18 protein-coding genes, 1 tRNA gene and 1 riboswitch are annotated in these 16,750 nt (G+C 71.8%); of the genes, 12 read left to right on the forward strand and 7 right to left on the reverse strand.

Going from position 1 to position 16,750, the window contains the following annotated elements; all coding sequences use genetic code 11:
- Nucleotides 1–131 precede the first annotated feature (131 nt).
- Entirely contained in the window at nt 132–1,427 is a 1,296-nt protein-coding gene (locus IF89_RS0102365) for a PTS transporter subunit EIIC (protein ID WP_030760304.1), read from the reverse strand.
- A 140-nt stretch (nt 1,428–1,567) separates the two neighbouring features.
- Between IF89_RS0102365 and IF89_RS0102370 the strand changes: the two genes are divergently transcribed.
- The 4 genes from IF89_RS0102370 to rdgB all read left to right on the forward strand — a co-directional run bounded on the left by IF89_RS0102370 (nt 1,568) and on the right by rdgB (nt 3,910).
- Complete coding sequence (locus tag IF89_RS0102370; RefSeq protein ID WP_324605289.1) at nt 1,568–1,891, forward strand: PTS glucose/sucrose transporter subunit IIB; 324 nt, start codon at nt 1,568–1,570, stop codon at nt 1,889–1,891.
- Nucleotides 1,892–1,999: 108 nt separating this feature from the next.
- Nucleotides 2,000–2,725, forward strand: coding sequence for a ribonuclease PH (gene rph, locus IF89_RS0102375; protein ID WP_030760307.1), 726 nt, complete (start codon nt 2,000–2,002; stop codon nt 2,723–2,725).
- Between the two features lie 182 nt (nt 2,726–2,907).
- Complete coding sequence (locus IF89_RS0102380) at nt 2,908–3,288, forward strand: hypothetical protein (RefSeq protein ID WP_030760309.1); 381 nt, start codon at nt 2,908–2,910, stop codon at nt 3,286–3,288.
- A 7-nt stretch (nt 3,289–3,295) separates the two neighbouring features.
- A complete protein-coding gene (gene rdgB / locus IF89_RS0102385; RefSeq protein WP_030760311.1) occupies nt 3,296–3,910 on the forward strand; it encodes an RdgB/HAM1 family non-canonical purine NTP pyrophosphatase in 615 nt (204 codons plus the stop codon).
- A 59-nt stretch (nt 3,911–3,969) separates the two neighbouring features.
- On the opposite strand, the gene IF89_RS0102390 is transcribed toward rdgB, so the two are convergent.
- From IF89_RS0102390 to bcp, 4 genes are all read right to left on the reverse strand, one after another.
- Nucleotides 3,970–4,044, reverse strand: a tRNA-Leu gene (locus IF89_RS0102390).
- Nucleotides 4,045–4,055: 11 nt separating this feature from the next.
- Entirely contained in the window at nt 4,056–4,928 is an 873-nt protein-coding gene (locus tag IF89_RS0102395) for an HNH endonuclease (protein WP_030760313.1), read from the reverse strand.
- Entirely contained in the window at nt 4,925–5,551 is a 627-nt protein-coding gene (locus IF89_RS0102400; RefSeq protein ID WP_030760316.1) for a hypothetical protein, read from the reverse strand. Before IF89_RS0102400 ends, IF89_RS0102395 begins: the two co-directional genes overlap by 4 nt.
- 138 nt (nt 5,552–5,689) lie before the next feature.
- The gene (bcp, locus tag IF89_RS0102405; RefSeq protein WP_030760319.1) at nt 5,690–6,157 is read right to left on the reverse strand and encodes a thioredoxin-dependent thiol peroxidase; all 468 of its coding nucleotides are present in this window, start codon (nt 6,155–6,157) and stop codon (nt 5,690–5,692) included.
- 110 nt (nt 6,158–6,267) lie between these two features.
- Here bcp and IF89_RS0102410 point away from each other — a divergent pair, with 110 nt between their 5' ends.
- The 3 genes from IF89_RS0102410 (at nt 6,268) to IF89_RS0102420 (ending at nt 7,458) form a co-directional block, all read left to right on the forward strand.
- Nucleotides 6,268–6,588: a DUF3618 domain-containing protein gene (locus IF89_RS0102410; protein WP_030760321.1), complete on the forward strand. Its 321-nt coding sequence runs from the start codon at nt 6,268–6,270 to the stop codon at nt 6,586–6,588.
- A 43-nt stretch (nt 6,589–6,631) separates the two neighbouring features.
- The gene (locus IF89_RS0102415) at nt 6,632–6,973 is read left to right on the forward strand and encodes a GroES family chaperonin (RefSeq protein ID WP_030009035.1); all 342 of its coding nucleotides are present in this window, start codon (nt 6,632–6,634) and stop codon (nt 6,971–6,973) included.
- Nucleotides 6,974–7,042: 69 nt separating this feature from the next.
- A riboswitch (guanidine-III (ykkC-III) riboswitch) is annotated at nt 7,043–7,106 on the forward strand.
- Nucleotides 7,107–7,137: 31 nt separating this feature from the next.
- The gene (locus tag IF89_RS0102420; protein ID WP_030760324.1) at nt 7,138–7,458 is read left to right on the forward strand and encodes a DMT family transporter; all 321 of its coding nucleotides are present in this window, start codon (nt 7,138–7,140) and stop codon (nt 7,456–7,458) included.
- A gap of 49 nt (nt 7,459–7,507) precedes the next feature.
- Here the strand turns inward: IF89_RS0102420 and IF89_RS0102425 are convergent, their stop codons facing one another.
- Nucleotides 7,508–9,964 carry a transglycosylase domain-containing protein gene (locus tag IF89_RS0102425; protein WP_043192732.1) on the reverse strand — a complete coding sequence of 819 codons (2,457 nt, stop codon included), beginning with the start codon at nt 9,962–9,964 and terminating at the stop codon, nt 7,508–7,510.
- Between the two features lie 284 nt (nt 9,965–10,248).
- Between IF89_RS0102425 and IF89_RS0102430 the strand changes: the two genes are divergently transcribed.
- From IF89_RS0102430 to IF89_RS0102450, 5 genes are all read left to right on the forward strand, one after another.
- Nucleotides 10,249–11,076, forward strand: coding sequence for an ABC transporter permease (locus IF89_RS0102430; RefSeq protein ID WP_030760330.1), 828 nt, complete (start codon nt 10,249–10,251; stop codon nt 11,074–11,076).
- On the forward strand, nt 11,069–11,935 hold the full coding sequence (locus IF89_RS0102435; protein WP_030760333.1) for an ABC-2 family transporter protein: 867 nt from the start codon (nt 11,069–11,071) through the stop codon (nt 11,933–11,935). Before IF89_RS0102430 ends, IF89_RS0102435 begins: the two co-directional genes overlap by 8 nt.
- Nucleotides 11,936–11,938: 3 nt before the next feature.
- Nucleotides 11,939–12,910: an ABC transporter ATP-binding protein gene (locus IF89_RS0102440; RefSeq protein WP_030760335.1), complete on the forward strand. Its 972-nt coding sequence runs from the start codon at nt 11,939–11,941 to the stop codon at nt 12,908–12,910.
- A gap of 105 nt (nt 12,911–13,015) precedes the next feature.
- Nucleotides 13,016–13,633 (forward strand): DUF1707 SHOCT-like domain-containing protein, encoded by a 618-nt coding sequence (locus IF89_RS0102445; protein WP_030760338.1) that lies wholly within the window; start codon nt 13,016–13,018, stop codon nt 13,631–13,633.
- Nucleotides 13,634–14,368: 735 nt separating this feature from the next.
- The gene (locus tag IF89_RS0102450; protein ID WP_078628049.1) at nt 14,369–15,736 is read left to right on the forward strand and encodes a DUF445 domain-containing protein; all 1,368 of its coding nucleotides are present in this window, start codon (nt 14,369–14,371) and stop codon (nt 15,734–15,736) included.
- 3 nt (nt 15,737–15,739) lie between these two features.
- On the opposite strand, the gene IF89_RS0102455 is transcribed toward IF89_RS0102450, so the two are convergent.
- A complete protein-coding gene (locus IF89_RS0102455; RefSeq protein WP_051806729.1) occupies nt 15,740–16,720 on the reverse strand; it encodes a hypothetical protein in 981 nt (326 codons plus the stop codon).
- Nucleotides 16,721–16,750: the final 30 nt, after the last annotated feature.

Here is a 16,750-nt window from a genome sequence, read left to right on the forward strand (position 1 = left end):
TCTACGCCACACGGAACGGGCGGCGCCGCACCCGCCCCGGCGCCCGCACCTGCGGACAGGGCCAAGGCCCCCGGATCCCTGATCCGAGGGCCTCTCCCGCCCGGGCCCAACGACCCTGCGGGGCAGGCTGCTTACGCCCTGGTGTTGTCCGCCTGCATCGCCGCGATCTCCTCGTCCGACTCCCGTCCCGGCGTCGGGATGTCGAACTTCGTGATCGCGAAGCGGAAGACCGCGTAGTAGACGACCGCGAAGCCCAACCCGATCGGAATGATCAGCCACGGCTTCGTCGCCAGCCCCCAGTTGATGACGTAGTCGATCAGGCCCGCCGAGAAGCTGAAGCCGTCATGGACCCCGAACGCCCACGTCACCGCCATCGACACACCCGTCAGCACCGCGTGGACCGCGTACAGCGCCGGCGCCACGAAGAGGAAGGAGTACTCCAGCGGCTCGGTGATCCCCGTGACGAACGAGGTCAGCGCCACCGACAGCATCAGCCCGCCCACCTCCTTGCGCCGCTGCGGCTTCGCACAGTGCGTGATCGCCAGCGCCGCCGCCGGAAGGGCGAACATCATGATCGGGAAGAAGCCCGTCAGGAACAGGCCCGCGTCCGGGTCACCGCTGAGGAACATGTTGATGTCCCCGTGGACCACCTCACCGTCCGGCTTCGTGTAGCTGCCGAACTGGAACCACACCGGCACGTTCAGGAACTGGTGCAGGCCGATCACCAGCAGCGCCCGGTTCGCGACGCCGAAGATCCCCGCACCCCAGTAGTCCAGGCCCACCAGCCAGTCCGAGAAGCTCTCCAACGCGCCACCGATCGGCGGCCACACCCACAGGCAGAGCCCGGCGAAGCCGATCGCCACGAAGGCCATGATGATCGGGACGAGCCGGCGGCCGTTGAAGAACCCGAGCCAGTCCACCAGCTTCACCCGGTGGTAGCGCTGCCAGAACCACGCGGCCAGCAGCCCCATGACGATGCCGCCGAACACCCCCGGATTCTGGAAGGTGTACTGCGCGAACGTGTCGTCCGGCCCCAGGCAGCCGCCCCCGACGTCCCGCGTCCCCTCGGGGCACGGCACCGGGAACGCGCGCAACACGCTGCGGTACACCAGGAAGCCGACCACCGCCGCCAGCGCCGTCGACCCGTCCGCCTTCTTCGCCATCCCGATCGCGACGCCGACGCAGAAGAGGAGCGGCAGACCGAGATCCGCGTTGAGCAGCGCGCCGCCCGCCGCCGCCATCACCTTCGCGATCTGCGGCCAGACACCCGTGCCCTCGGCGTCGATCAGCCCCAACCGGTTCAGGATCCCCGCCGCCGGCAGCACCGCGATCGGCAGCTGCAGGCTCCGCCCCATCTTCTGCAGACCCTGGTACAGGCTGTTGCGCCGGGACGGCCCTGGTACTGCGGCGGCGCTGCTCGCACTCATCGGCGTCTCCCTGACCGGCCCGGATTTTTGGAAGCGGCAGCACTTGCATGCACACTGGTGTAGACCAGTTGTGGGCAGGTTGCTGCTGATCGTCATCATTCGGCAGGAACCGGACACGCGCCCGCGTAGATGGGCCAACCGTGCGTTACCGTGACAACGCGGGCCGTGCGGGTGGATATCCACGATCCGGCCGCCGAGACTCGTTCTTCGCATCACTCAGGGAGAAACACATGGCCACCAAGGCTGAGAAGATCGTCGCCGGGCTCGGCGGCATCGAGAACATCGAAGAGGTCGAAGGCTGCATCACCCGCCTGCGCACCGAGGTCGTCAACCCCGACCTCGTCGACGAGGCCGCCCTCAAGGCCGCCGGCGCCCACGGCGTCGTCCGCATGGGCACCGCCGTCCAGGTCGTCATCGGCACCGACGCCGACCCCATCGCCGCCGACATCGAAGACATGATGTGACCCGCACCCCCTGAGCCCGGCCCGCCGGCCGGCCAGCACACCGACGGACCCCGTCCCGCACCCCGGACGGGGTCTTCGCGTCGCCGGCCACCCACTAGGCTCGGACACATGTCTCGCATCGACGGCCGTACGCCCGAACAGCTCCGCCCCGTCACCATCGAACGCGGATGGAGCAAGCACGCCGAGGGCTCCGTCCTCATCTCCTTCGGAGACACCAAGGTCTTCTGCACCGCCTCCTTCACCGAAGGCGTCCCGCGCTGGCGCAAGGGCAGCGGCGAAGGCTGGGTCACCTCCGAGTACTCGATGCTGCCCCGCTCCACCAACACCCGCGGCGACCGCGAATCCGTCCGCGGCAAGATCGGCGGCCGCACCCACGAGATCTCCCGCCTCATCGGCCGCTCGCTGCGCGCCGTCATCGACTACAAGGCCCTCGGCGAGAACACCATCGTCCTGGACTGCGACGTCCTCCAGGCCGACGGCGGCACCCGCACCGCCGCCATCACCGGCGCCTACGTCGCCCTCGCCGACGCCGTCGCCTGGGGTCAGCAGAAGAAGCTCATCAAGGCCGGCCGCAAGCCCCTCACCGGAACCGTCGCCGCCGTCAGCGTCGGCATCGTCGACGGCGTCCCGCTCCTCGACCTCTGCTACGAGGAGGACGTCCGCGCCGAGACCGACATGAACGTCGTCTGCACCGGCGACGGCCGCTTCGTCGAGGTCCAGGGCACCGCCGAGGGCGAGCCCTTCGACCGCAAGGAACTCAACGCCCTCCTCGACCTCGCCGCGGGCGGCTGCGCCGACCTCGAAGCCATCCAGCGCAGCGCACTGGGACTCTAGGGGGACTCCCCGTCCAGGCCGGGAGCGCCGGAGCGCCGGAGCGCCGGGCCGCCTCGGGCAACCGCCCGACGCCCCCCGGCGTCCCTACGGACAACGGGCGCACGGTCCAACAGCCGTGCGCCCACCCGTGCCCACCCGCGCCAACCCTGTCAGTCTCGTACACGTCCTCTCGGGAGAACCGCATGAAGCTCCGCACAGCGGCCATAGCCCTGGCAGCCGTCCTCACCGTCCCGGCCCTCACCGCCTGCGACGCCATCTCCACGGCCATGGACTGCGCCAACACGGCGGTCGCCATCACGGACGGCGCGAACGACCTCCAGCAGGCCGTCTCCCAGGCAGGCAACAGCCCGCAGGACGCCAAGAACGCGCTCGACCAGATCGACGCCAACCTCAAGAAGATCGGCGACCAGACGGACAACGCCGACCTCGGCAAGGCCATCGAGTCGATGAACACCGCCGTCAAGAACGTCCGGGCCTCCCTCGACAGCGGCAACACCGTCCCGGACATCAAGCCGGTCGCGGACGCCGCCGGCGAGATCTCCAAGGTGTGCACCCCGGGATAATGGGGGCATGACCTCGACGCCCAGCCGCCTGATCCTCGCGACCCGCAACGCGGGCAAAATCTCCGAACTGCGCGCCATCCTCGCCGACGCCGGCCTGCCCCACGGGCTGGTCGGCGCGGACGCGTACCCGGAGATCCCCGACGTCAAGGAGACCGGCGTCACCTTCGCCGAGAACGCCCTCCTCAAGGCCCACGCCCTGGCCCAGGCCACCGGCCTGCCGGCGGTCGCCGACGACTCCGGCCTCTGCGTGGACGTCCTGCACGGCGCCCCCGGCATCTTCTCCGCGCGCTGGGCCGGCCGCCACGGCGACGACAAGGCCAACCTGGACCTGCTCCTGGCGCAGCTCGGCGACATCGCCGACGAGAACCGCGGAGCCCACTTCGCGTGCGCGGCCGCCCTGGCCCTCCCGGACGGCACCGAGCGCGTCGTCGAAGGCCGCCTCCTGGGCACCCTGCGCCACACCCCGGCGGGCACGGGCGGCTTCGGCTACGACCCGATCCTCCAGCCCCTGGGCGAGTCCCGCACCTGCGCGGAACTGACCCCGGCCGAGAAGAACGCCATCTCCCACCGCGGCCAGGCCTTCCGCGCCCTGGTCCCCTTCATCCGCGCCCTGCTGCCCTGACCGTCCCGGAGACGCCGACGGGCGGTGCTCCTCCTGCGAGGAGCACCGCCCGTTCGTCGTGGGCCCGGTGGGACTCGAACCCACGACACACCGGACCTAAACCGGCGCCCTCTTGCCAGCTGGGGTACGGACCCGTGCGACCACCTTACTGGTCGCCGACGGCGGTTCGTTGCGAAGGGACGGCCTTGCCCGACCGCTTGGCGAAGGTCGGAGTCTGGCTGTGGCACGAGGGGCACAGATAACGCAGGTTCGCCCGCCGGTTGTCCAGCCGGTCGCCGTTCACGTGGTCGATCTCCAGGACGAGTCTCCGGCCGCGCCAGATGTCCCCGATGCCGCATTCGGCGCACCTGTGAGGGACTCCGATGTCGTCGAGGGCTCGGCGGAGGGTAGCCGTCTTGGTGCGTGCGGATCCGTCTTCGAGCCGCCTGAGGATTTCCGCGGCGGACCTGCGGGCGGGGGAGCGGCTGCCGCGGGTGTGGCCCTGGCCCGTGAAGTGCGCGGTCGACAGCCCGTACTCCTCGATGCTCCGCCGTGCCTTGGCACGTCCGGCGCCGTCGAACGGGTGGTGGCCGAGCGCGCGCATGACATCAGCCATGCTCTTCGAGCCGAGGACGGCGGGGGCGATCGCGTCGCGGGCGAACAGGCGCCGCGACATCGGAGTGTCGCGGCGCCGAAAATGCGACGTGTCGATCCCGAACCGTTCGAGAAGCTTGCCGATGTGGACGTGCGCGCTGTTGTAGGGCTCGACGCCCATGGAGGAGAGCATCCCCGCGATGCTGTCCGTACGGGCTGCCGCCTCCCGCAACCGCTCCTCCGTGTAGTGCTGTCGGACCCTCGCGGGGAGCGGCTCGTCCACGAAGTGCGAGGTGTCGATCCCGTAGTGGGCCAACCTGTCACGGAGATACCGGCGGGGGCCTGCCAGGAGCGGGACGTCCAGCAGTCTCAGCAGGTCGACCAGGCTGGTGGCCCGTGGCGCGGTTCGGCTCAGCAGGTCCCTGGTAAACCTGACCTTGCTCACGCCGCCCTCCTCGTCCTGCGGCCGCGGTAGGTGTCTGTGGTCGCGTGACAGTTGGGGCACAGGAGCCGGAGGTTCTCCCGTCGGCTGTCCCACCATTCGCCGTTGACGTGGTCGACCTCGTGCCGGAGGGGCTTGCCGTTCCAGTGGGGACCGACCCCGCACTCGGCGCACTCCTCCGGCACGCCGGCCTTCAGTAAATGCCTCCGCAACCGCTCGCCCGGCACCCTGCCGTCCTCCGGCCTTCTGAGGGACAGCGTCGGTCCCAGGGCCCCTTTGGGCCGGGGAATCCGCGTGGCGGCGAAGTGCGACGTGTCGATGCCGAGGGCTGCGATCCGCCGGGCGATGTGCGTCTGGTTGCCGCCGACGTTGCTGATGCCGAGGCGGTTGACCACGTCGGCGAAGGATGTGGACTCGGCCACCACGTCACGGAGTCGCTCCTCGGTGTGTCGCGCCCATTTTATGGGGAAGTGCGAGTAATCGACCCCGCTCTCCCGCATCTTCGCCCGCACATAGCGTCTGCTGCCCGCGCTGGGCGTGCCCCCGCACCATCGGACGGCGTCGTCCCAGTTGTCCGTCTCGCGAGCCGCGGCTTCCAGCAACTCCCGTGTGAACCTGACCGCCATCTCTCTCCCCTCCCGGCCGCGTGTGCGGCGCTCGTACGGAGCAACGAGGTGATAGTCGGGACGGTCACGGGTGGGGTCGTCCGATAAGCGGAGCGGGGCGTCCCCCCTCAGGGACGACCCGCTCCGGGGGCGGCGGTGTCAGAGGCCGAGGTCCTTGATGATCTTGGCTACGTGGCCCGTCGCCTTCACGTTGTAGAAGGCGTGCTCGACCTTGCCCTCCTCGTCCACGACCACCGTGGAGCGGATGACGCCCGTGACCGTCTTGCCGTACAGCTTCTTCTCGCCGAACGCCCCGTACGCCGCCAGCGTCTCCTTCTCCGGGTCGCCGACCAGCGTGACCCTCAGGCTCTCCTTCTCGCGGAACTTCGCCAGCTTCTCCGGCTTGTCGGGGGAGACGCCGATGACGTCGTAGCCGGCCGCCGCGAGGGCGTCCAGGTTGTCCGTGAAGTCGCAGGCCTGCTTCGTGCAGCCCGGGGTCAGGGCGGCGGGGTAGAAGTACACGATGACCTTGCGGCCCTTGTGGTCGGCGAGCGAGACCTCGTTGCCGTCCGCGTCGGGCAGGGTGAAGGCGGGGGCGGTGTCGCCCGGCTGGAGTCGCTCGCTCATCTGACAGTCTCCTCGGGAGGGGATCGGTACGTCACGAGACTAAGCTGACAGACTGTTCACGGCGGACTACGCCCCCACACGATCACGACCACGACGACGGAGGCAGCGCGGTGTCGGAAGCCAGGACCCCCGCACAGATCGAGGCGGACATCGTCCGCCGCCGCGAGCAGCTCGCCGAGACGCTCGACGAGATCGGCGTGCGCATGCACCCGCAGACGATCATCGGGGACGCGCGGGCCCGGGTCGCCTCGACCGTCGACCGGACCGCCGGGCGTGCCGTCGCCTCCGTGAACCGCCTCGTGACGGACGTGAGCGACGGTCTGCGGCACGAGGACGGCAGCCCGCGGCTGGAGCGTGTCGTCCCCGTCGCGCTGCTCGCGGTGGGTGTGGTGGGGCTGCTCGTGGTCTCGGCGCGCCGCAGGCGCGCATGACCCTGCGGGGTGCGGGGCGCCCTTGGACAGGTAGGTTCGGGGCGTGAGCGAGAACACCACCCACGACAAGCTGCCCATCCGCATGCTGCACGACCGCGTGCTCGTGAAGTCCGACCTGCCCGAGGGCGAGCGGCGCTCCGGCGGCGGCATCCTGATCCCGGCGACGGCCGCCGTGGGCAAGCGGCTGGCCTGGGCCGAGGTCGTCGCGGTCGGGCAGAACGTCCGGACCGTCGAGCCCGGTGACCGGGTGCTGTACGACCCCGAGGACCGGGCCGAGGTCGAGGTGCGCGGGGCGACGTACGTGCTGATGCGCGAGCGGGACCTGCACGCCGTGGCCGCGGAGCGGCTGGAGGGGTCGGAGGACTCGACGGGGCTGTACCTCTGATCCGCTGTCCGATGACCGATGGATGACGACGAGGGCCGGTGGCGGAGGTCACCGGCCCTTCTCGCTGCCGTTTGCTACGGTGGGGAGACCCCCGACGAGACGCGCCGTACCGGGTACGACAAGACGACGCACCCCGTATCGACCGATGTCTCGGAGGTGCCGTCATGGCCTGGGTCCTTCTTCTTCTCGCCGGTCTGCTCGAAGTGGGCTGGTCGATCGGCATGAAGTTCACCGACGGCTTCACCCGGCTGTGGCCCAGTGTGTTCACGGGCGCCGGGATCGTGGCGAGCATGGTGCTGCTGTCCTACGCCGCGAAGACCCTGCCCATCGGTACGGCGTACGGGGTGTGGGTGGGCATCGGTGCCGCGGGTGCGGCCGTGCTCGGTATGGCGGTGCTGGGTGAGCCCGTCACCGCCGCCCGGATCTTCTTCATCTGTCTGCTGCTGGTCGCCGTGGTGGGGCTGAAGGCGACCTCCGGTCACTGACCGCGGGTCGGTGACCCCTGCCCCCGGTCGCTGCCGGCTGCTGCGTCGGCTACTCCAGGAACGCCGACGGGGGGCGGGGGCCTCCGGTCGTCCCGCCGCCGTCCCAGCCGCCTCCGCCGGTGCCCGTGCCGCCGCGGGTGTCGGCGGTGGCGCCGCCGTCGTCGCCCTGGGTGGTGCCGCCGTCGTCCTGGCCGCCCTGGGTGCGGCCTGCGGTGTCCTGGCCGCCTTGCGTCCGTCCGCCGTCGCTGCGGCCGCCGCCGTCCTGGCCTGCGCTGTCGCCGCCTCCGGTGTCGCGGCCGCCCTGGGTGCGGCCGCCTCCGTCCGGTCCGCCGTTGTCCTGGCCGCCGGACGGCGGCGTCGGCCGCCGGGAGGGGGACTGCGTGTCCTCGTCCGGTGTCTGCGGCGGCTGGTTCGACTCCGAGGAGGGGGGCGGGGGCGGTGCGGCGCCCTGCTGGAGGTCGAGGTCGAAGTCGACGGGGTCGGTGGCCTCCAGGGCGCTCTTCGTGTACGCGGCCCAGATGCGGGCCGGGTAGCCGCCACCGCCGATGCGGGGCTCGCCGAGGGCCCCGTACAGGGATTCCAGGCTGCCGGTGTCCGGGTCCTGGCCCATCATGGCGACGACCGTGACCAGGTTCGGGGTGTAGGCGGCGAACCAGGCCGAGCGGTCCAGTTCTCCGGTGCCGGTCTTGCCGGCGGCGGGGTGGCCGGCGGCGAGGGCGGCCGTTCCGGTGCCGTTGTCGACGACGCTGACCAGCATGGAGGTGGTGGTGTCGGCGGCCTCGCGGCTGATGGCCTGGACGGGGGTGCGTTCGGGGAGGGGGATCCTGTCGTCGCCCTTCGCGATCTCCTCCAGGAAGGTGTAGGGGGTGCGGCGGCCGTGGTCGGCGAGGGTCGCGTACGCCTGGGTCATGTCGAGGACGCTGGCCTGGAGGGTGCCGAGCGCCATGGCCGGGCCGACGGCGAAGTTCGGGGTGTCCTCGGGGATGCCCAGGTCGATGGCGGTCTTCTTGACCCTGGCGGTTCCGACGTCGACGGCCATCTGCGCGTAGACGGCGTTGACGGAGAGGTCGGTGGCGGTGTTCACGGTGATGTTCCCGTAGGAGATGCGGCCCTCGTTCTCCGGGGCGAAGCGGATCCGGCCGCCGACGACGGGGCGTCTGTCGTCGCCGTTGTAGAGCGTGTGGGGGGTGATCCGGCGGCCGTCCTGGGTGCGGGAGTCGTTCTCGACGGCGGCCGCGAAGACGAACGGTTTGAAGGTGGAGGCGACCTGGTAGTCGTGCCGGGTCGCGTTGTTCACGTACTGCCGGGTGTAGTCGACGCCGCCGTACATGGCGACGACCTTGCCGGTGGCCGGGTCGATGGAGACGCCGCCGGCCCGCACCACCCGGTCCGCCGTGCGGGTCTGGGGGTCGAGCCTGCTGAGCATCCGGTCGTCGACGGCTTCGACGAAGTCGGCCTGGCGGCGCCGGTCGATGGTGGTGCGGATCCGGTAGCCGCCCTCGGCGAGGGTCTTGTCGTCGAGGATGCCGCGGTCGAGGATGAAGTCCTTGATCGCTTCCACCAGGTAGCCGCGCTGGCCGGACAGACCGGGGGCGGCCCGTACCTTGCCGGGCTCGGGGAACGTCGTGGTCGTGCGTTGTGCGGCGGTCAGCCAGCCCTTCTTGACCATGCCGTCGAGGACGTAGTTCCAGCGGGCGAGGGCGCGGGTGCGGCTCTGCGGGTGGGAGACGACGTCGAAGGCGCTGGGGGAGTTGAGGAGGGTGGCGAGGTAGGCGCCCTCGGCGGTGGTGAGGCCGCCGACATCCTTGCCGTAGTAGGCCTGGGAGGCGGCCTGGATGCCGTAGGCGTTGCGTCCGAAGTAGCTGGTGTTGAGGTAGCCCTCCAGGATGTAGGCCTTGGACTTCTCGCGGCCCAGCTTGACGGCGATGAAGAACTCCTTGGCCTTGCGTTTGATGGTCTGTTCCTGGCCCAGGTAGTAGTTCTTGACGTACTGCTGGGTGATCGTCGAGCCGGACTGGGTGCCTTTGCCGGTGGCCGTGTTCCAGGCGGCGCGGACCATCGCCTTGGGGTCCACCGCCCGTTCGGAGTAGAAGTCCCGGTCCTCCGCGGCCAGTACGGCTTCCTGGACGGTCAGCGGGATCTGCGAGAGGGGCACGTTGACGCGGTTGACCTCGCCGTCGCGGGCGAGCTGGGAGCCGTCGGAGTAGAGGTAGACGTTCGACTGGGCGGTCGCGGCGGCGTTGGCCGGCGGGATGTCGACGAGCAGGTAACCGGCCACGAGGCCGCCGCAGATCAGGAGGGCGAGGAGCAGTGCGGCGCCGAGGAGCGTGCGCCAGGTGGGGAGGAGGCGGCGTGGGCCGGTCCGCCGGGGGCGGGTCTGCTTCCCGGGGCGGTCGGGGCGGCTCGGGCGGCCGGTGCGGTGCGGTGCGCCGGGGTCGCCCCCGCCGTGGGGCGGGGTGTCCGGGTCGCGAGGGGTCCAGCCCGCGGGTGGTGACGGGTCGCTCATCTCCAGGACTCCTCGCCGCTGTTCGAAATATCCACTTCTGTACCTCATGGTGTCTACCCGATGGCCGGTGCCCACCGCCCCGGACGGGGATAAATCGGTCGCGTGGCTCGCCCCTCCGCACTAAGCTCGCGCGCTTTGGCCGACGTAGGAACGACGCGTAAATCGGAGGGGATACGGTGCGCCAGAGAGTGCGCCAGAGAGTGCGCCAGAGCACGCGCCGCGAAGGGCGCGACGGCCTGCGCCAGGACGTACGCGATGACCTGCACCATGACGTGCGCCCGGGAGTGCGGCAGGAAGCACGCCGGAGAGCGGCCCTCTATGCGGCGGTCGCGGCCGGCGGGTTCCGGCGCTACGCCACCTACGGGACGGCGACCGCGGCGGGCGTGTTCACCAACACCGTCTTCGGGTTCATCGTCGCGTTCACGTACATCGCGCTGTGGGAGCAGCGCCCCGGCCTGGGCGGATACGACCAGGCCCAGGCCCTGACCTTCGTCTGGGTGAGCCAGTCGCTGCTGGCCGCCGGGGCGTTGATCGGCGGCGGTTTCCAGGAGGAGCTCCAGGAGCGCGTCCGCACCGGCGACATCGCGGTCGACCTGTACCGGCCCGCCGACCTGCAGATGTGGTGGCTGGCGGCCGACCTGGGCCGCGCCGCCTTCCAGCTGCTGGGGCGGGGGCTGGTCCCGATCGTTGCGGGGGCGCTGTTCTTCCGGCTGGCGCTGCCCACGGACCCGGAACGCTGGCTGCTGTTCCTCGTCTCCGTGGCGCTCGGGCTGGTGGTGAGCTTCGCGGTGCGCTACCTGCTGGGTCTGCTGGCCTTCTGGCTGTTGGACGGGGCCGGGATCAACCTGATGGCGACCGTCGTCTCGATCTTCTTCTCGGGGATGCTGCTGCCGCTGACCGTCTTCCCGGGCGCCTTCGGCGAGTTCGTGCGCGTCCTGCCGTGGGCGGCCATGCTCCAGGTCCCGCTGGACGTACTGCTGGGTGAGCACGCGGGCGCCGGGGACGCGGCAGGGGCGCTGGCCTTCCAGGTCTTCTGGGTCCTCGTACTGCTGTGTGCGGGACGGGTGTTGCAGTCGGCGGCGACGCGGAAGGTGGTGGTCCAGGGTGGCTGAGGCGGTACTGGAGAGGGAGTTCGCGGGCCTGGAGGTGCCGCCGGCGCCGGGCCGGGTACGGGAGGGGCTGCGCGGCTACGGCCTGATCGCCGCCATGTGGATCCGGTCGACGATGACGTACCGGACGTCCTTCATCCTGTCGACGCTGGGGAACGCGGCGATCACGCTCCTGGACTTCGTCGCGATCTCCATCATGTTCTCGCACGTGGACGTCCTCGGCGGGTTCACGCTGCCCGAGGTCGCGTTGCTGTACGGGTCGTGCTCGGCGTCGCTGGGGCTGGCGGACCTGCTGCTGGGGAACACCGACCGGATCGGCGCCAGGATCCGCGACGGTTCGCTCGACACGATGCTGGTGCGGCCGGTGCCGCTGCTGGCGCAGGTCGCGGCGGACCGTTTCGCGCTGCGCCGGCTGGGCCGGATCGGGCAGGGGCTGGGGGTGCTGGGCTGGGCGCTGTGGTCGCTGGAGGTGGACTGGACGGTCGGCAGGGTGCTGCTGGTGCCGGTGATGCTGCTGGCCGGCGGGTCGATCTTCGCGGCGGTGATGGTGGCCGGGGCCGCCTTCCAGTTCGTGGCCGGGGACGCGGCGGAGGTGCAGAACTCCTTCACCTACGGCGGCTGCACGATGCTGCAGTACCCGCCGACGGTCTTCACGACGGACCTGCTGCGCGGGGTGACCTTCATCGTCCCGCTGGCCTTCGTCAACTGGCTGCCCGCGCTGTATGTGCTGGGGCGGCCCGATCCGCTGGGGCTGCCGGGGTGGGCCGCGTTCCTGAGCCCGTTGGTGGCCCTGGCGGTGTTCGTACCCGCGTCGCTGGCCTGGCGTGCGGGAGTCCGTTCGTACCGGAGTACGGGGAGCTGAGCCGTGGTGGATGATGCGCTGATCTCGCTGGACGGGGTCGAGAAGGTCTTCGACGTACGACGCCGGGTGGGTCTGGTGCGCCGGGAGAAACGCCGGGTCAGGGCGGTGGACGGGATCAGTTTCGAGGTCGGTCGGGGCGAGGTGGTCGGCTATATCGGGCCCAACGGCGCCGGCAAGTCGACGACGATCAAGATGCTGACCGGGATCCTGACGCCGAGCGGCGGCCGGCTGCGGGTCGCGGGCATCGACCCGGCGCGGGAGCGGGTGCGTCTGGCGCAGCGGATCGGGGTGGTGTTCGGGCAGCGCACCACGCTGTGGTGGGACCTGCCGCTGAAGGACTCGTACGGGCTGATGCGGCGGATGTACCGGGTGCCGCGGGCACGGTTCGAGGAGAACCTGGAGCGGTGCGTGGACCGCCTCGACCTGGCGGAGCTGCTGGACGTGCCGGTACGGCAGCTGTCGCTGGGGCAGCGGATGCGCGGGGACATCGCGGCGGCGCTGCTGCACGATCCGGACGTGCTGTACCTGGACGAGCCGACGATCGGACTGGACGTGGTGAGCAAGGCGAAGGTACGCGGCTTCCTGCGGCAGTTGAACGAGGAGCGCGGGACGACGGTGCTGCTGACCACGCACGACCTGCAGGACATCGAGCAGCTCTGCGAGAGGGTGATGGTGATCGACCACGGGCGGCTGATGTACGACGGGCCGCTGGGCGGGTTGCATGCGGCGGGGTCGGTGGGGGAGAGCGAGCGGACGCTGGTGGTGGACCTGGAGCGGGAGGTCGCGCCGATCAGCGTGCCGGGGGCGCGGGTGGTGAAGGTGGAGGGTCCCCGGCAGTGGCTGGCCTTCCCGGCCGGGGCGTCGGCGGCGCCGCTGGTGTCGGCGGTGGCGGCCCAGTACCCGCTGGTGGACCTGTCCGTGCGGGAACCGGACATCGAGGACGTGATCGCGCGGATGTACGCGGGGCGTGGTTGAACGGATCCGGCCCGCAGGGGTAGGGGCGGTCTCAGGGTCCGGTCGGGGACGGTCTCAGGGGCGGGACCATACAACTCCCGTCCCTCGGTGCATAGTCTGGTCCGCATGAGTGACGAGAAGCCGTTGCCGGAGTTGAGGGCGTCGGACGCCGACCGGGACCGGGTGGCGGAGCGCCTCAGGGACGCCGTCGCCGAGGGCCGGCTCGACATGGAGGAGTTCGAGGAGCGGCTGGAGGCGGTGTACAAGTCCCGGACGTATGCGCAGCTGGAACCGCTGACGGCGGACCTCCCCGCGGCCGCCGCCCCGGCCGCGGCCCCGTCGGCGGCACCGGCGGTGCCGGCGGCCGGCGCGGCCTGGCCGGGCCGGATCGGCGGTACGGGCACGTCGGCGCTGGCCGTCGCGGTGATGTCGGGCTTCCAGCGCAAGGGGCGGTGGACGGTCCCGGCCCGCTTCGACGCGGTCGCGTTCTGGGGCGGCGGGGAGCTCGATCTGCGCCAGGCGGACTTCGCGCAGCGCGAGGTGGTGATCAACTGCGTCGCCGTCATGGGCGGCATCGAGATCACGGTGCCGCCGGGGGTGGACGTCGATGTCCGGGGCTTCGGCTTCATGGGCGCGTTCGACCAGCGCGACAGCCCGGGCCCGACGGAGCCGGGCGCTCCGCGGGTGGTGGTGACGGGCTTCGCCTTCTGGGGCGGGGTGGAGGTCAAAACCAAGCGCCCCTAGGCTCCCGCCGGGGGTGGCGGTGCGGGTCGGTGGTGCTGGGGCTCCGCCTTGTGGCTCCCGCCCGGGGTGGCCGGTGGTTGCCGGGGCGCTGCCCCTCGGCTGCCGCCGGGGGTGGCGGTGCGGGTCGGTGGTGCTGGGGCTCCGCCCCAGACCCCGCGCCTCAAGCGCCGGCGGGGCTGGGGTGTGCCTGGTCGGGGGTGTGGCTGTTGGGGCGAAACACGGTCATGGCGCGGCGGAGTCGCGGTGCCGGGCAGGGGTGTCTCCTCGGCTCGGCGGGTGCCGTACTTCGCGGTGGTGCTCGGGGGTGACGCCTCGTCCTGCGGGGACACGGACACGGCGGAGTGTCCCCGCAGGACGAGCGCGCGACCTCCGAGTACCGCCGCGATCGCCCGAACGCGCCGAGCCGAGGAGACATTCCGGCGGGGCACCGCCCCACACAGCACCGACACCGAGCAGCAAAATCCAGCCCCGCCGGCGTTTGAGGCGCGGGGTCCGGGGCGGAGCCCCAGCAACCACCGGCCACCCGGGCCCGGGCCCGGACCCCGGTCGGCTGCCCCCGCGGGAGCGGAAGGGTGGGCGCCGCCCCAGCGGGCAGACGGGCCCGGGGGCCGCCCCCGCCGGTCTGCTGCCCCCGCGGGAGCGGACGGGCGTGGCGGGAACTCCACCGGCCCTCCAGGAGTCGGATGCTATGCAGACAAAACCGGCGCCCGGCGCCCCGGGGGAAGGCAGGAGCACGTGGACGACCGCAGCACAACCGGCGGCACAGCCGGAGCCACAGGCGGCGGCACCGCCGCGCCGGCGGCCGCACCGCCCCCACCACCGCCCCCCACCCGCGGAGCGTTCGTGTTCAACGCCACCGACGAGGAGCGCCGCCAAGGCGTGCGCCGGATGAAGGCCACCGCCACCGGCCTGCTGCTCCTCGTCGCGCTGGTCTACGTACTGGCCACGTACGCCGAGCACGCCTGGGGCGCCGGCGCCTGGGCCGGCTACGTCGCCGCCGCCGCGGAGGCCGGCATGGTCGGCGCGCTCGCGGACTGGTTCGCCGTCACCGCCCTCTTCAAGCGGCCGCTCGGCCTGCCCATCCCGCACACGGCGATCATCCCGACCAAGAAGGACCAGTTCGGGGCCACCCTCGGTGAGTTCGTCGGCGAGAACTTCCTCTCCTCCGAGGTGGTCCGCACCCGCCTCCACGCGATCGGCATCGGCGGCCGCCTCGGCACCTGGCTGGCCGAGCCCGCGCACGCCGACCGCGTCACCGCCGAACTCGCCACGGCCCTGCGCGGAGCGCTGACCGTCCTGCGCGACTCCGATGTGCAGGCCGTCGTGGGCGAGGCCATCACCCGGCGCGCGGAGACCGCGGAGATCGCACCGCCCCTCGGCAAGACCCTGCAGAAGATCGTGTCCGACGGCGGTCACCGCCGCGCCGTCGACCTCGTCTGCGCCAAGGCGCACGACTGGCTGGTCACCCACGCGGACTCGATCACGGACGCCGTCCAGGGCGGCGCCCCCGGCTGGACGCCGCGGTTCGTGGACCGCAAGGTGGGCGAACGCGTCTACAAGGAGCTGCTCCGCTTCGTCACGGAGATGCGGGACATGCCGGAGCACCCGGCCCGCGCGGCCGTGGACCGCTTCCTGCGGGACTTCGCGGCCGACCTCCAGTCGGACACGGCGACGCGGGCCCGGGTGGAGCGCCTGAAGTCGGAGATCCTGGCCCGCGACGAGGTCCAGGACGTCATCGCCTCCACGTGGTCCGCCATCCGTTCGATGATCATTTCGGCTGCGGAGGACGAGCAGAGCGAGCTGCGCCTGCGGGTCCGCGCCTCGCTGATCTCGCTGGGGACGCGCCTCGCCACGGACGGGCGGCTCCAGGCGAAGGTGGAGGGCTGGATCGAGGGCGCGGTCGTCTACGTCGTCACCACCTACCGGAGGGAGATCACCTCGCTGATCACCGACACGGTGGCGGGCTGGGACGCCGAGCACACCTCCCGCAAGATCGAGGCCCACATCGGTCGCGACCTGCAGTTCATCCGTATCAACGGCACGGTGGTCGGCGCCCTCGCGGGCCTGCTGATCCATACGGTCTCCCGCGCCTTCGGGGCGTAGGGCTCACGGGAGCGGCAGCTCCAGCTGTGCGTGGCCCCGGGCCGTGACGCGGGGCGGGCGGGGGCGGGCGGCGCCCAGGGCGAGGAGGGTGCGCAGCGCGCCGACCGGTTCCGCCGGCTCGTCCCGCAGGATCCCGGGGGTCGTGCTGACGACGAGGACGCCGCGGGCCTCCAGGCGCAGTCGGCGGCGCAGCGTGGCCTGCCAGGCGTCGCGCGTGTAGTGGTACTCCGCGGAGTCGATCTCCAGGGCCACCCCTTCGTCGGGCCAGTACGCGTCGGGGCTGGCGAGGAAGGCTCCGTCGGGTCCGTAGAGGCGGGCGTTCCAGAGCGGAGTGGGCAGGTCCGTGGCCGCGAGGGCCTCGCGTGCGCGGCCCTCGGCGAGCGAGTGGACCCCGGCGAGCAGTTCGGCGGCCGCCGTCCGGACGGCGGGACGGTGCCGGATGCGGCCCGCGCGCAGCTCCGCGTGCAGGTCGTGGGGGTGGCACCAGCCGCCCTGGACGACGTTCGCGAGGACGGACCGCACCAGGTCCGCGTCGGCGGTGCGGGCCGCGAAGTCGGTGGCGGCCCGTACCGGACGTGTGCTGGGCACGCCGGTGATGGTGATGGTGGGCGGCCAGCGGGTGGTCGAGCAGGGGCGGACGCGGCCGGTGGCCGTCACCGAGCGGGGTGCGCGGACGAGGACGTCCAGTGGGTCGGGTGGTGCGTCGCGGATGCCGAGGAGTGCGAGGGCCGCGCCGCCGGTGAGTGCGGCGGCGGTCCCGGAGAGCGGGTCCGTGGCGGGCGGGGCGGCGTACAGGACGGCGGAGAGGGCCTGCTGCCGGTGGTCGGGCGGGCCGGTCTGCAGGAGGTACACCCTGGGCAGGAGCCGCTGCCAGGGTCCTCCGCGGCGGCTGCGGCCGCTGATGGTGGCGGCCGGGATGCCGGCCTGGCGGAGCTGGTGGTGGGTGGCCAGGTTGAGCTGGCGGTGGGCGATGCGTGTGATCATGCCCCCGGTATGCCCGGTGGCGGGCGGCCG

This window comes from Streptomyces sp. NRRL F-2664, from assembly GCF_000719345.1.
Lineage (GTDB): Bacteria > Actinomycetota > Actinomycetes > Streptomycetales > Streptomycetaceae > Streptomyces.

What these genes read in the sequence shown, in the direction of transcription:
- IF89_RS0102365 (WP_030760304.1), bottom strand. Translation starts at nt 1,427, where the DNA reads ATGAGTGCGAGCAGCGCCGCCGCAGTACCAGGGCCGTCCCGGCGCAAC.
- rph (WP_030760307.1), top strand. Translation starts at nt 2,000, where the DNA reads ATGTCTCGCATCGACGGCCGTACGCCCGAACAGCTCCGCCCCGTCACC.
- IF89_RS0102380 (WP_030760309.1), top strand. Translation starts at nt 2,908, where the DNA reads ATGAAGCTCCGCACAGCGGCCATAGCCCTGGCAGCCGTCCTCACCGTC.
- rdgB (WP_030760311.1), top strand. Translation starts at nt 3,296, where the DNA reads ATGACCTCGACGCCCAGCCGCCTGATCCTCGCGACCCGCAACGCGGGC.
- IF89_RS0102400 (WP_030760316.1), bottom strand. Translation starts at nt 5,551, where the DNA reads ATGGCGGTCAGGTTCACACGGGAGTTGCTGGAAGCCGCGGCTCGCGAG.
- bcp (WP_030760319.1), bottom strand. Translation starts at nt 6,157, where the DNA reads ATGAGCGAGCGACTCCAGCCGGGCGACACCGCCCCCGCCTTCACCCTG.
- IF89_RS0102420 (WP_030760324.1), top strand. Translation starts at nt 7,138, where the DNA reads ATGGCCTGGGTCCTTCTTCTTCTCGCCGGTCTGCTCGAAGTGGGCTGG.
- IF89_RS0102425 (WP_043192732.1), bottom strand. Translation starts at nt 9,964, where the DNA reads ATGAGCGACCCGTCACCACCCGCGGGCTGGACCCCTCGCGACCCGGAC.
- IF89_RS0102445 (WP_030760338.1), top strand. Translation starts at nt 13,016, where the DNA reads ATGAGTGACGAGAAGCCGTTGCCGGAGTTGAGGGCGTCGGACGCCGAC.
- IF89_RS0102455 (WP_051806729.1), bottom strand. Translation starts at nt 16,720, where the DNA reads ATGATCACACGCATCGCCCACCGCCAGCTCAACCTGGCCACCCACCAC.